The organism is Arenibacter sp. ARW7G5Y1, from assembly GCF_003201775.1.
Lineage (GTDB): Bacteria > Bacteroidota > Bacteroidia > Flavobacteriales > Flavobacteriaceae > Arenibacter.
The window spans coordinates 73,258-86,848 of record NZ_QJJZ01000013.1; the positions used below are offsets into that span (position 1 = coordinate 73,258).

11 protein-coding genes are annotated in these 13,591 nt (G+C 39.5%); 2 read left to right on the top strand and 9 right to left on the bottom strand.

Annotated features, from left to right (window positions below):
• Nucleotides 1-28: 28 nt before the first annotated feature.
• Nucleotides 29-1,813, bottom strand: coding sequence for an arginine--tRNA ligase (gene argS / locus C7972_RS17260; protein WP_110357424.1), 1,785 nt, complete (start codon nt 1,811-1,813; stop codon nt 29-31).
• Nucleotides 1,814-1,974: 161 nt separating this feature from the next.
• Between argS and C7972_RS17265 the strand changes: the two genes are divergently transcribed.
• The gene (locus tag C7972_RS17265) at nt 1,975-2,400 is read left to right on the top strand and encodes a hypothetical protein (RefSeq protein ID WP_110357425.1); all 426 of its coding nucleotides are present in this window, start codon (nt 1,975-1,977) and stop codon (nt 2,398-2,400) included.
• Nucleotides 2,401-2,652: 252 nt separating this feature from the next.
• Nucleotides 2,653-4,182: a BCCT family transporter gene (locus C7972_RS17270; RefSeq protein WP_110357426.1), complete on the top strand. Its 1,530-nt coding sequence runs from the start codon at nt 2,653-2,655 to the stop codon at nt 4,180-4,182.
• Here the strand turns inward: C7972_RS17270 and ctlX are convergent, their stop codons facing one another.
• The 8 genes from ctlX to C7972_RS17310 all read right to left on the bottom strand — a co-directional run bounded on the left by ctlX (nt 4,183) and on the right by C7972_RS17310 (nt 13,589).
• On the bottom strand, nt 4,183-5,112 hold the full coding sequence (ctlX, locus tag C7972_RS17275; protein ID WP_110357427.1) for a citrulline utilization hydrolase CtlX: 930 nt from the start codon (nt 5,110-5,112) through the stop codon (nt 4,183-4,185).
• Nucleotides 5,113-5,229: 117 nt separating this feature from the next.
• Nucleotides 5,230-6,144: a dimethylarginine dimethylaminohydrolase family protein gene (locus tag C7972_RS17280; protein WP_110357428.1), complete on the bottom strand. Its 915-nt coding sequence runs from the start codon at nt 6,142-6,144 to the stop codon at nt 5,230-5,232.
• A gap of 101 nt (nt 6,145-6,245) precedes the next feature.
• Nucleotides 6,246-7,529, bottom strand: a complete 1,284-nt coding sequence (locus C7972_RS17285) for a citrate synthase (protein WP_110357429.1) — start codon at nt 7,527-7,529, stop codon at nt 6,246-6,248.
• Between the two features lie 124 nt (nt 7,530-7,653).
• On the bottom strand, nt 7,654-9,195 hold the full coding sequence (locus C7972_RS17290; protein WP_110357430.1) for a glycogen synthase: 1,542 nt from the start codon (nt 9,193-9,195) through the stop codon (nt 7,654-7,656).
• 148 nt (nt 9,196-9,343) lie between these two features.
• Nucleotides 9,344-10,636, bottom strand: coding sequence for a phosphopyruvate hydratase (eno, locus tag C7972_RS17295; RefSeq protein ID WP_110357431.1), 1,293 nt, complete (start codon nt 10,634-10,636; stop codon nt 9,344-9,346).
• A gap of 120 nt (nt 10,637-10,756) precedes the next feature.
• Entirely contained in the window at nt 10,757-11,869 is a 1,113-nt protein-coding gene (carA, locus tag C7972_RS17300; protein WP_110357432.1) for a glutamine-hydrolyzing carbamoyl-phosphate synthase small subunit, read from the bottom strand.
• A 97-nt stretch (nt 11,870-11,966) separates the two neighbouring features.
• Entirely contained in the window at nt 11,967-12,539 is a 573-nt protein-coding gene (rplQ, locus tag C7972_RS17305; protein ID WP_110357433.1) for a 50S ribosomal protein L17, read from the bottom strand.
• Between the two features lie 57 nt (nt 12,540-12,596).
• Nucleotides 12,597-13,589: a DNA-directed RNA polymerase subunit alpha gene (locus C7972_RS17310; RefSeq protein ID WP_031445092.1), complete on the bottom strand. Its 993-nt coding sequence runs from the start codon at nt 13,587-13,589 to the stop codon at nt 12,597-12,599.
• Between the last annotated feature and the right edge of the window lie 2 nt (nt 13,590-13,591).

A 13,591-nucleotide genomic window follows, 5' to 3' on the forward strand; every position in this document is an offset into this window, starting at 1 on the left:
GCAACTTCCCTTATAGGCCAAGACTTGCTTACATTCTATCGGGAACCTCTATTCCCAAAAGACCAAAGGCCGATTTTATAACCTCTCCAACCTTTTTTGCCAATTGAATCCTGAATATTTTTTTGGTCTGATCTTGCTCTCCCAATATGGACACATTTTGATAAAAAGAATTAAACTCCTTAACCAAATCATAAGTGTAATTGGCAATTAGGGCCGGACTATAGTTATCGGCCGCCAATTGTACAGTTTCTGGAAACAACTGCAGTTGTTTTAACAATTCCTTCTCTTTCCCTTCTAAATCCGTCAACTTTTGCGAACCGTGCAAGTGCTGCTCCAGTTCCTCCGCCTTCCTCAAAATAGATTGGATCCTAGCATAAGTATATTGAATAAAAGGCCCTGTATTTCCTTGAAAATCAACAGACTCCTCCGGATTGAACAAAATTCTCTTTTTGGGATCCACCTTAAGGATATAATATTTTAAGGCCCCCAGTCCTATTACTTTATACAACTCTTGTTTTTCCTCTTGGGAATAATCTTCCAGCTTGCCCAATTCCTCAGAAATAGTAGCCGCCGTTTGGGCCATATCCGCCATTAATTCATCGGCATCCACTACGGTACCTTCCCTACTCTTCATTTTACCACTAGGCAAATCTACCATCCCATAACTTAAGTGATATAGTTTTTCTGCCCAAGAAAAGCCCAGTTTCTGCAGTATTAGGAACAATACTTTAAAATGGTAGTCCTGTTCATTCCCAACAGTATAAACCATACCCTTCACATCTGGATTGTCCTTTACCCTCTGTATGGCCGTACCAATATCTTGGGTCATATACACTGCCGTACCATCTGAACGGAGTACAATTTTTTCATCCAATCCCTCGTCCGTTAGGTCTATCCAAACACTGCCATCCTCTTTCTTGTAGAAGACACCTTTTTTTAACCCATCCTCCACAAAATCCTTACCCAATAAATAGGTATTGCTTTCGTAATACAATTGATCAAAATCAACCCCCATATTTTCGTAGGTAATCTCGAACCCATCATATACCCATTGGTTCATTGTCTTCCATAAACTCACTACCTCCTCATCACCAGCTTCCCATTTTCTCAGCATTTCTTGGGCCTCCAATAAGATTGGCGCCTCTTTTTCCGCCACCTTTTCATCTATCCCTTCAGCAATCATAGTAGCAATTTCGGCCTTATAGGCCTTATCAAAAGCAACGTAATAATTCCCTACCAATTTATCACCCTTAAGCCCGGTACTTTCCGGCGTTTCTCCATTGCCAAAGCGTTGCCATGCCAGCATGCTTTTACATATATGGATTCCCCTATCGTTAATAATCTGGGTTTTATAAACCTTCTTCCCTGAGGCCTTTAAAATCTCTGCCACGGAATACCCCAACAAATTGTTTCGGACATGCCCCAAATGCAAGGGTTTATTGGTATTGGGAGACGAATACTCCACCATTATTGCGTCTGTAGTACTTTGTGAAACAAATCCAAAATCGCTCTGGTGCCTTATTCCTTCAAAAAAATCGAGGTAATATTCGTTACTAATGGTAATATTCAAAAAACCCTTAACCACGTTATAATCGGTCACCTCCTCCACTTCATCCTTTAGGAACTGTCCTATTTGCTCTCCAATTTGCACAGGATTTCCTTTCACAAATCGCAACATGGGAAAAATAACCGCTGTAATATCACCCGCAAAATCTTTGCGGGTTGGTTGAAATTCCACGCTTGGCAAATCAACTTTAAAAATAGAGGTAACAGCTTCTTTTACCTTTTGTGCAAGGACGTCTTGAATATTCATGAATTTAGGCATTTACGGCTGCAAAATTAAGCATTTTTTATTCTTTCACCTTAATGTTAAGGATAAGTAGACCACAAGAAGGAAGTTTTTTTTAACTTTATTAGCCTATACGGCCCATAGTACCATACTGTGATGATTTAAACTGGATATCCATAAAATTTATGTTGCTGAACGTTTCCTATAACAACAAAGAAATTACCAAAAAAATAGACGAAGAAGTTGGAAAACCTTTTACCCTAAAAGAGCGTTTGGCCCTGGACGGTATTGGGTCTCCCAAATTGTTCATTGTTGACAGTAGCATGGAAATTAAAAATCTATTGATCTTGGACAACAACACCAACACCTGCAACATTGAGTTAAGACCAAAAGGAATCATAATTCGCTTTAGGTCACTACTCGAAACCTTTGGACTTATTATACCATATTACAAATTTACATTATATAAGACGGACCTTGGCCTATATACAATTTACAGGGACCAATATTTTATCAAAATAAAATCTGACACAAAGGCCGTACAGAAATTTTTTACAAAATTACTGGGACATAGGGCAGACAATGCACCTACGAATATAGAAGATATTTAACCCGTCCGCCACTAATTGAAAAGAAAACCGGATGGTTTGCGCTCTAAATGAGATCTGAATACCTTGAGGCTTGCTACAACCCAACCCGTTTCGTTGGGACCTGGGCCGAAATGTCATCGGTAGTTTCCTTTTGATGCTTAAGGAGATTGCCCTGTAGTAAATGACCTTTAATTAGTCATAATATAAATAACATAAGCTAGCCGTAAAACTTTGAATACTTAGTTTGCATAAATTAAAACCGATATTATCAAAATGTTGAATCCTTTTCGCAAAAACCCATTGCTTTACATTTCCGTTGGAATCCTTTTGATATGTACAATCGTAGTGTTCATAGCCACGGAAGCAACCTATGAGGCCATTGAAATCGCTTCCATTTGGGTCAGGAACTATTTTGGATATTTCTACCTATATCTTGGGCTGGGCTTCGTATTTCTTTTGTTGGTCATTGCACTATCCCCTTTAGGAAAAATAAAACTGGGCAGAAAAAATGAAAGACCTGAATTTACCACTTGGGCATGGACGGCCATGCTTTATAGTGCCGGTATGGGTGCTGGAATCTTGCTCCGTGCAGTTCAGGAACCTGTTTTTATGCAGCAAAACCCTCCCTTCCCTTCAGATTTGCCATCGGAAATCCTAGCCCTGGAATTCACCTTTTATCAGTGGGGATTTACGGCCTGGGCATTTTATGGACTTTTTGCCATGACCCTAGGTTATTATCTTTTTGTTAGAAAGAAAAAAGTACTCATCAGCTCTACCATTGGGGACATATTGCCCAATAAGGCGGCAAGAACAGGAATTGATGCCCTTACCATTATGACCACGGTATTTGGTCTGGTTGCGGCCATAGGCCTGGGAACAACCCAAATTAATGGAGGCCTAAATCATATTACCTCTTCCAATTTCGGCTTGGCCACTACGCTATTGCTCACCACCCTTATCTCGGTGTTGGCTTTCTATTCTGCTTGGAAAGGGGTTAACAAAGGAATTCAGATACTTTCAAAGGTAAACATCCTTATCACCTTGGTGGTATTGATTTTTGCCCTTGTTCACAGCGACATCCTTAAGGTTGTAAACCATTTTTTAGTGGCTACCTTCCACTACATAATTGATTTCATACCCCTGAGTTTGGCCTATGGCAGTTATGATCCAGGCATGGCTTTTCTCACTGATTGGACCTTCTACTATTGGGCATTTTGGTTGGCATGGGCACCTTTTACAGGAATCTTTATTGCCAGGATCTCCAAAGGGCGTAGCCTAAGACAGTTGTTATTGGGTGTTTTGGTCATCCCCAGTTTGGGTACCTTTTTTTGGTTTTCAGTATTTGGAACCTCGGCCTTCCAACTCATTGAGGGATGGGGAAGTTATAACAACGAATTTAATGGTGTGTTTTCCTCTATTTTTGTTTTTTTCGGCAACTACCCTTTCGCCACATTCCTTAATATTACCACCATATTATTATTGATAGGTTTTTTGGTAACTTCCGTTGATTCTGCTGTTTTTGTATTGAGTATGTTTTCGGATAAAGGCAAACAAGAACCTAGCAAAAAACATCGCCTAATTTGGTCCCTCTTTATTTTTTTGGCTACAATTGCCCTAATTCTATTGGGCAATGCAAAACCAGAGGTAGATGTATTAAGTGCCGCACAAAAGCTATTGATTATCACTTCACTTCCCTTTGCCTTTTTTATGGTCTTTATGGCCATAGTTTTTATCAAGGAGCTACTGAAATACCATAGCTATTATACTTTAATAGGTAAGGAACAAAAACCAATGGATAAATAATTACTCTTTTGGAAGAAACACCTCTGCCATCATACAGCGTGCACTGCCGCCTCCGCAGGTTTCAATAGTATCCAACGAACTATGGATGATGGCACAATGCTTTTCCAACGCCCTTAACTGTTCCTGTCTTAAACTAGTGTAAGCTGCCGTACTCATTACCAAATAGCGTTTTTCTCCCATTCCGAAGACCTGTAGCATATTCCCGGCAAAATGGTGCATCTGTTTTTCGGAAATAGTAATAATTTCCTTGCCATCTTGTTTTAAATGGCTCACGACATTCTTTTTTTCTTTTTTGTCATCAATGGAATCCAAACATATTACCGCAAACGTTTCTGCCAAACACATCATTACGTTGGTATGATAAATAGGTTTTCGGGTACCCGCTACGGATTGATTGGCAGTGAATACAATAGGAGTATATTCAAAATCTTCACAAAACTCTATAAACAAATCCTCATGCGCCCTATCTGAGAGGGCACAATAGGCTTTTTCATTCACCCTGTCCAATACAACACTTCCTGTGCCTTCCAAAAAATAGCCCTCCTCCTCAGCCGAGGTATAATCCATTATATTTTCTATAATAAACCCCCTCTGCTCCAAAAGTGCCAGAATATCATCCCTTCGTTCATTTCTTCTATTCTCGGCGAACATAGGATAAATCCCCACTGTTCCATCGGCATGGAAGGACACCCAATTATTGGGAAATATGGAATCCGGGGTATCCACATCCTTTTTGTCATCTACCACTATAACATTTACCCCTTTTTCCCTCAACTCCAAAACAAAAGCATCAAATTCCTCCTGCGCCTTCAAATTTATTTCCTGGTTTTTTAGATCAAGATCTTCCTGAAAATAGTTATTCACGGCAGTTTGCTCGTTCATTCGAAAATTCACTGGGCGCACCATCAAAATAGTATTGGTAATTTGCATTTTATTAGTCACTTTTCAAATTGGGTATTACAAAACTTTCCATCATTAAAACTGTGCAAATTTAGCTTAATTATTTCCTGGAACGGATTATATGCAAAAATTGGCACTAGAACTATACTATTCCCTCACCAAGGGCAAGGTGCTACACCTTAAAAGCCCCTCTTGTTTGGCTATCTCCGAATAAGCTATTTCCTCCACCGTAAAACCGTGTTCCCGCAACCAGTTGTTCAACCTTGTAAAATTACGCTCAGAAACCACCACATTGGGGGATATGGAAAAAACATTGCTTACCATATTATACATTTCCTCTTTCCCGATCTCGAATACATTGTCGCTTCCAAAATAATCCAGCAACCATTGATACTCCTCTTCCCTTAAAAATCCATTCTTATGTAAAATGGCCTTATTTTTTCCAACGGGCTGAAAACAACAGTCCAAATGTAGGGCATTTTCCCTGGCATTGGTATTCGACTTTCTAAGTTCAAAAGCCTTTACCTTTTTATTTGGGAATTGACTGGCAATAAAATCTACCGCTTCCTGGTTGGTACGTGCCGTAATATAATCCGCATAATCCGAACCCGTATATGTGCCCATAAAAATATACTCTCCCCATGGCATAACGTCCCCTCCCTCTACATGAACCTCTTCTGGGGGATAGATTATCTGATCTTCATCTATTTTATTCAACACATATTTAATAGCCTGAAATTCCTTTTCCCTATCCGGAAGAATATTCGCCTTCACCAGCTTATCCCCAATAACAAAAGCAATATCCCGTGAAAATATTTGATTACAATCCTTCAAGACTTTGGGCCTAAACACTTGAACATCGTATTTGGCAAATACTTGGGCAAAACCGTCCATTTCCCTTACCATATCCACCTCTTTGGGGTAGGTGCCGGCCAAAATATGTTCCAATGACTTGGGATCATAGGCTTCCTCTGGTTTCGGAATAGGGCCACAGCTTTTAGCCGTTCCCAATACCACAGATCTTAAGCGTGAAGTTTCATCCTGTACGTTCAACTTTAGCATACCTGCTTTTTAGGTAAAGATAGAAATACTTATTCTGATAAATAAAAACTGCCCTTTGTATATTTAACACAAAGGGCAGTGGCATAGAATTTGTGTTTTTTCTATCTTTTGTCCAAAGCAACAAAGGATCTGCTCTTTTCTCCAATATATACCTGTCTTGGTCTACCGATAGGCTCATTATTCAACCTCATTTCCCTCCATTGGGCAATCCAGCCCGGTAGGCGTCCCAAAGCAAACATAACGGTGAACATTTCTGTTGGAATACCTAGTGCCCTATATATTATTCCAGAGTAAAAGTCAACGTTGGGATATAATTTTCTGTCTACAAAATATTTATCTTCCAAGGCCTCTTTTGCCAATCCTTTAGCTATATCCAAGATTGGATCATCTATACCCAAATCTCCAAGAACTTCCTCAGCTGCCAGTTTAATAATCTTTGCCCTGGGATCAAAATTCTTGTACACTCTATGTCCAAAGCCCATTAAACGAAAAGGATCGTTCTTGTCCTTGGCCTTGGCCATATACTTTTTGGTATCCCCTCCATCGGCCTCTATAGCCTCCAACATTTCCAAAACCGCCTGATTGGCTCCACCGTGTAAGGGGCCCCAAAGTGCACAGATCCCGGCAGAAATGGAGGCAAATAATCCCGCATGTGAAGATCCTACGATACGAACGGTAGAAGTAGAACAGTTTTGTTCATGGTCCGCATGCAAGATCAATAATTTATCCAAGGCCTCAATGACGATCTTGTTCTTTTTGTAATCCTGGTTGGGCTTTTTGAACATCATTTTATGAATATTCTCCACATAACCCAAGGAATCGTCCCCATAATCCAGCGGCAATCCTTTTTTCTTTCTTAAGGTCCATGCCACCAAAACAGGAAATTTGGCCAAGATCCTTACTATGGCCCAATACATTTCCTTTTCCGAGGATACGTTTACTGAAGTTGGATTAAAGGCAATCAGCGCACTGGTTAAGCTGGAAAGTACACCCATTGGATGTGCCGATTTTGGAAAACCATCCAAAATCTTCTTCATCTCCTCATCTACATGCGATTCAGCTTTTATATCTTCATGAAATTTATCCAATTGCCCTTGATTTGGCAATGCTCCAAAAATCAACAAATAGGCCACTTCCAGAAAATCGGCCTTTTCCGCCAATTCTTCAATAGAATATCCGCGATACCTTAAAACTCCCTTTTCACCATCCAGAAAAGTAATGGCACTCTCACAGGAGCCGGTATTCTTAAACCCAGGGTCTATCGTTATCATTCCTGAATTGGCCCTCAAAGTTTTGATATCTATAGCCAACTCATTTTCAGTGCCTTCTATAACTGGAAATTCAAATTTTTTCCCGTTGTATTCTAATGTTGCGTTATTCGCCATTTTTTAAATTCCTGTTTTATTCAATTATTCGTAAAAATACTAAAAACACCCAAGGATAACAATTGAAGATTTTGTTATTTAATGAATAATAGTGAATTATTCAAAAACCTGATATGATTTGATTCTATTGGTTAATGGAATAAAGATATTTGTAGTAATCATCAACCGATTTTTCCCAGGTGAACCTCATCTTTTTGGCATTGGCCTGAATCTGCTTCCACTTTGGTTTGTCATTCTCAAAAACATCCAAAGCCTGATCAAGTGCCAAGATCATATTTTTAATTTTATCATCATAGGTCTTCCCATCAAAACTAAATCCAGTTCTCATGTGCTCTACAGTATCCCTTAGACCACCCGTATTGTGTACCAGACATGGATTTCCATTACGCATGGCCAACATTTGGCTAATGCCACAGGGCTCGAATAAACTGGGCATAAAATATAGGTCGGTTTCCAAATATATCGAATCGATCAAATCTTCGGATTGACCGTTGGTGAAAATAAAATTTTTATGATCATAGCTCAATTGACGAAATAGCTCTTCATATTCAGGGGCACCTGTTCCCAAAAGCATAAAGATTCCGTCTACCTTTTTCAATCTGTTCAATATTTGCACAAATGCCTCCGGTGAACGCTTAAAGAAATAAAATTTCTGCTCTGTTAAACGGGCCACACTTGAAACTATGAATTTAGGCTTTTCAGTAACATATTCCATTACCTTTTCCCCGGTATGCGCCAAAAAATCGGCTTTATATTTCTTGGATTCCTCCTGTAGCCACCTAAATAAAGCCTTGACGATATTTCTGTACAACAATCCCTTTTCGGCCGCACGAATATTCTTGTAATTGGAACCATTGAGAATCCCGAACAACCTCCCTTGATTGTTTGCCTCCTGTAAGTCCATTTCCAAACCTTCACCTCCTATAAATTCAGGTGGATTGCTCGGTCTTAGTACATCCTCCTTATACGAGGGGGATACGGTATGTACGGCATCGGCCAATCGAATACCTACAGCCATAAGATTAATACAATCTTGGTACCTATAGTCCATCAACTTCTTTTCATCTATGGATACATTGGGAAACCAATTTCCTAGGGATGAGTAATTATTATAGAACGGTCGTATACCTTGAATGGCCAGATTATGAATGGTATAGACATAGCGCATTTTCTTAAGGGCCTGATATTCGGGGTGATAGGTTTTTAGAAACAAAACCAAACTGGAATGCCAATCGTGCATATGAACTATATCCAATTCCCCAAAAGCCCCAACCTTTATTGCCTCGGCCACGGCCGTACAAAAAATAGTGAACTTAATGTTATCCGTAAAAAAAGCCTCTTCCGGATCATCATGATAAATATGTCCTATTTCACCACCGGTAATTTCAGGATGGTGTATTACGTAATGATGTAAATTTGCAAATTCCTTTTTGGGGGAGACTTCATATAACTCTGCCACATAGACCATCCCCCTCAGGTTTAAATTAAGATTGGTAATGAAGGTTCCATTTTGATGCAATCTTGAATAGGAGGGCACTACTACATGCGCCATATCTCCCCTATCCGAAATCTGCCGAGGCACATCCCTAACAACATCGCCCATACCACCGGCCTTGCACTTTGGAATACCGTCATTCTCAGCAGCAACAAATAGAAAATTATTCATTTAATCCAGGATTTGGTTATTATTTCGAGTATTAATTTGAGTAGGATAATATAATTATTTATTTCTGATAAGTAAACAAACCACCATGATATTTAAAAAAAAAGCCACTCTATATAGAATGGCTTTTTTTAACGTACTAAATTTTGTGTTATTTTATTTTGAAGGCATCCACTCCTGGATAATATGCCGTACTCCCCAATTCTTCCTCTATCCTTAACAATTGGTTGTATTTAGCCATCCTATCGGATCTGGAAGCTGAACCAGTTTTAATCTGCCCAGTATTTAAGGCAACGGCCAAATCGGCAATGGTGTTATCCTCCGTTTCACCTGAACGGTGCGACATAACAGAAGTGTAACCCGCATTTTTAGCCATATTCACCGCTGCTATGGTTTCGGTTAAAGTTCCAATCTGGTTAACTTTGATAAGAATGGAGTTGGCAATACCTTCCTTTATCCCTCTGGACAAACGCTCTACGTTGGTCACAAATAAATCATCGCCTACCAACTGTACTTTATCCCCAATTTTATCGGTCAAAGCCTTCCAACCTTTCCAATCGTTCTCATCCATACCATCCTCAATGGAAATAATTGGATATTTACCACTCAAGTCTGCCAAATATTGAGCTTGTTCCTCAGAAGTTCTAACGACTCCCTTATCACCTTCAAACTTGGTATAATCGTATTTTCCATCCACATAGAATTCTGCAGCAGCACAATCCAAGGCGATCATAACATCGTCCCCTAATTTGTATCCTGCCTTTTCTACCGCTTTTGCAATTGTATCCAATGCATCCTCGGTACCGCCGGCAAGATTGGGAGCAAAACCACCTTCATCCCCAACAGCTGTACTTAATCCCCTATCGTGTAAAACTTTTTTTAGATTATGGAATATTTCAGTACCCATTTGCATGGCATGCGAAAAATTATTGGCCTTAACCGGCATCACCATAAATTCTTGAAAAGCTATGGGAGCATCGGAATGTGACCCCCCATTAATTATATTCATCATTGGCACCGGTAAAGTATTGGCGCTAACACCGCCCACATACCTAAATAGGGACAATCCCAATTCATTGGCAGCGGCCTTGGCAACTGCAAGGGAAACTCCCAAAATGGCATTGGCCCCCAATTTCGATTTGTTGGGCGTACCATCCAAGTCTATCATGGTTTGGTCAACCAAATTTTGTTCAAAAACGGACATACCCAGAATCTCCTCGGCTATAACGGTATTTACATTGTTAACCGCCTTTCCTACTCCTTTACCCATGAAAGTTTTTCCTCCATCACGAAGCTCAACCGCTTCATGCTCACCTGTAGAAGCTCCTGAAGGAACAGCTGCCCTTCCCATTACTCCATTTTCGGTAATTACATCTACTTCTACTGTTGGATTGCCTCTTGAATCCAAAATTTGTCGTGCATGAACACTTAGGATGATACTCATATGTCTTTCTTTTATTTTTTAGTTAAATTATTATGCAAATATAGCAAAGGGAGCGCTTTTAACCCCACTAATACTGGCATTAATGACCCTTTGATAACAATAAAATAAAACTATAACGTTTTAGTTTACCGTAGATTGGATCATTTCGAAAAATTGATCGAACAAATAGTCTGCATCATGTGGCCCTGGACTTGCCTCAGGGTGGTATTGAACGGAAAATACGTTCTTATCTTTCATTTTAATCCCGGCTACGGTATTATCATTAAGATGAACATGGGTTATTTCCAAATTGGGATTGGCCTCGGTCTCTTCCCTGTTGATGGCAAAACCGTGATTTTGTGAAGTAATCTCCCCTTTTCCAGTTACCAAATTCATTACAGGGTGGTTTATACCCCTATGTCCGTTATGCATTTTATATGTAGAAACCCCATTGGCCAATGCCAACACTTGATGCCCCAGACATATACCAAATAAAGGTTTGTTGGATTTGATCATTTCTTTGGCCGACGCTATCGCCTCTTGCAGGGGATCTGGATCTCCAGGACCATTGGAAATGAAGTAGCCGTCAGGATTCCAAGAGCTCATTTCCTGAAATGTTGCATTGTAGGGGAAAACCTTGATGTACGCATCCCTTTTCGCCAAGTTTCGAAGAATATTTTTCTTAATCCCGATATCTAGGGCAGATACTTTATATTTTGCATCCTTATCCCCATAATAATAAGCCTCTTTGGTAGAAACTTTAGAAGAAAGTTCCAAACCTTCCATGCTTGGCACTTCTGCCAATTTTCTCTTCAACCCCTCAATATTGTCCACATCCGTAGATATTACCGCATTCATGGCACCGTTATCCCGAATATACCCCACCAAAGCCCTGGTATCCACGTCGGAAATGGCCAACAAATTATTTTTATCCAAAAATTCCTGTAGACTTAAATCCGCATCGGGTCTGGAATAATGGTAACTGAAATTTTTACACACCAAGCCGGATATTTTCACGGAATCAGATTCAACTTCCTCGTTATTGGCGCCATAATTTCCAATATGGGCATTGGTGGTTACCATGATTTGCCCAAAATAGGACGGATCCGTAAATATCTCCTGATAGCCGGTCATACCAGTGTTAAAACAAGCCTCTCCAAAGGCAGTTCCTTCTTTGTCCCCTACAGCCTTACCGTGAAAAATAGTCCCATCGGCAAGCAACAATATTGCTTTTTTTCTTGTTTGATACTTCATTTTTTGGCGTTACAATTTTTCGTTTTGCAAAATAACATAAAAAAAGGATAAGCTTTTAGGCTTATCCTTTTACAATTATTAATATTTAATAACAATTTTACTCTTTAGCATCATCCGCTTTTTTTTCAGCTTTTGGCTCCTGAGCTTTTGGCTCTTCTACTTTTGGTTCTTCAGCCTTTGCACTTTCTGCTTTTGCCGTTTCTTCAACAACAGCCGTAGCATCCTCTGATTTTTTGCTTCTACCCCTTCTTGTAGTCTTTTGCTTCTTAGGCTTACCAGCATTATAGATTTCGTTAAAATCCACTAGCTCTATCATAGCCATGTCTGCGTTATCCCCAAGACGATTACCCAATTTGATAATCCTGGTATATCCTCCTGGTCTGTCGGCTACCTTTTCAGCAACACTGCTAAAAAGCTCTGTAACCGCATACTTGTCACGAAGGCTTTTAAAAACAATACGTCTATTGTGGGTCCCTTTCTCAACTGTTTGATTATTCTCAGTTTTTGATTTGGTAATCAATGGTTCCACAAACTGCTTTAGGGCTTTTGCCTTTGCAACAGTTGTATTAATTCTCTTGTGCTCTATTAATGAACAGGCCATATTTGCCAACATAGATTTTCTATGGGCCGCCTTTCTTCCTAAATGATTAACTTTCTTACCGTGTCTCATTGTTCTTTTCTATATTCTTTCTTGGTTTGGGTATTCCCAATGCCCGTGAAAGTTCAATTAATCTTTATCCAATTTATATTTTGACAAATCCATTCCAAAGCTCAAACCTTTATTGATCACCAATTCTTCCAATTCGGTCAAGGATTTTTTACCAAAGTTTCTAAACTTCATCAAATCGTTCTTATTAAAAGAAACAAGATCACCAAGTGTATCAACTTCTGCAGCTTTCAAACAGTTCAATGCTCTTACAGAAAGATCCATATCAACCAATTTGGTCTTCAATAGCTGACGCATATGTAATGATTCCTCATCATAGGTCTCTGTCTGCGCTATCTCGTCCGCCTCTAAGGTAATTCGCTCATCGGAGAACAACATAAAGTGATGTATAAGAACCTTTGCCCCTTCGGTCAAAGCCTCCTTTGGATGAATTGAACCATCGGTTGCGATTTCAAAAACCAATTTCTCATAATCGGTCTTTTGCTCTACACGGAAGTTTTCTATACTGTACTTTACATTTTTAATAGGCGTAAAGATAGAATCAACGGCTATGGTACCTAGTGGTGCATTGGATTTTTTATTCTCCTCGGCAGGCACATATCCTCTACCTTTATCTATGGTAATCTCCATGTTAATGCTAACCTTGGGATCCATGTTACAAATAACCAAATCCGGATTCAATACTTGATAACCAGAAATAAATTTTTGAAAATCACCTGCAGTCAATTGTTCCTTTCCGCTAACGGAGATAGATACTGTCTCACTATCAACATCGTCTATCTGTCTTTTGAAACGAACTTGTTTAAGATTTAGAATGATTTCGGTAACATCTTCCACAACACCGGAAATTACAGAGAACTCATGTTCTACCTTATCAATTCTAACAGAAGTGATAGCAAAACCTTCCAAGGACGAAAGCAAAACTCTTCTTAATGCGTTCCCAACAGTTAAGCCATAACCTGGTTCCAATGGACGAAATTCGAATTTACCTTCGAAATCGGAGGAATCAATCATTATAACTTTATCGGGCTTCTGAAAATTTAATAATGCCATAA

Coding starts and splice junctions, on each gene's coding strand:
- C7972_RS17310 (WP_031445092.1), bottom strand. CDS start 13,589: ATGGCATTATTAAATTTTCAGAAGCCCGATAAAGTTATAATGATTGAT.
- rplQ (WP_110357433.1), bottom strand. CDS start 12,539: ATGAGACACGGTAAGAAAGTTAATCATTTAGGAAGAAAGGCGGCCCAT.
- C7972_RS17280 (WP_110357428.1), bottom strand. CDS start 6,144: ATGCTAAAGTTGAACGTACAGGATGAAACTTCACGCTTAAGATCTGTG.
- argS (WP_110357424.1), bottom strand. CDS start 1,813: ATGAATATTCAAGACGTCCTTGCACAAAAGGTAAAAGAAGCTGTTACC.
- C7972_RS17290 (WP_110357430.1), bottom strand. CDS start 9,195: ATGAATAATTTTCTATTTGTTGCTGCTGAGAATGACGGTATTCCAAAG.
- C7972_RS17270 (WP_110357426.1), top strand. CDS start 2,653: ATGTTGAATCCTTTTCGCAAAAACCCATTGCTTTACATTTCCGTTGGA.
- ctlX (WP_110357427.1), bottom strand. CDS start 5,112: ATGCAAATTACCAATACTATTTTGATGGTGCGCCCAGTGAATTTTCGA.
- C7972_RS17265 (WP_110357425.1), top strand. CDS start 1,975: ATGTTGCTGAACGTTTCCTATAACAACAAAGAAATTACCAAAAAAATA.
- eno (WP_110357431.1), bottom strand. CDS start 10,636: ATGAGTATCATCCTAAGTGTTCATGCACGACAAATTTTGGATTCAAGA.
- carA (WP_110357432.1), bottom strand. CDS start 11,869: ATGAAGTATCAAACAAGAAAAAAAGCAATATTGTTGCTTGCCGATGGG.
- C7972_RS17285 (WP_110357429.1), bottom strand. CDS start 7,529: ATGGCGAATAACGCAACATTAGAATACAACGGGAAAAAATTTGAATTT.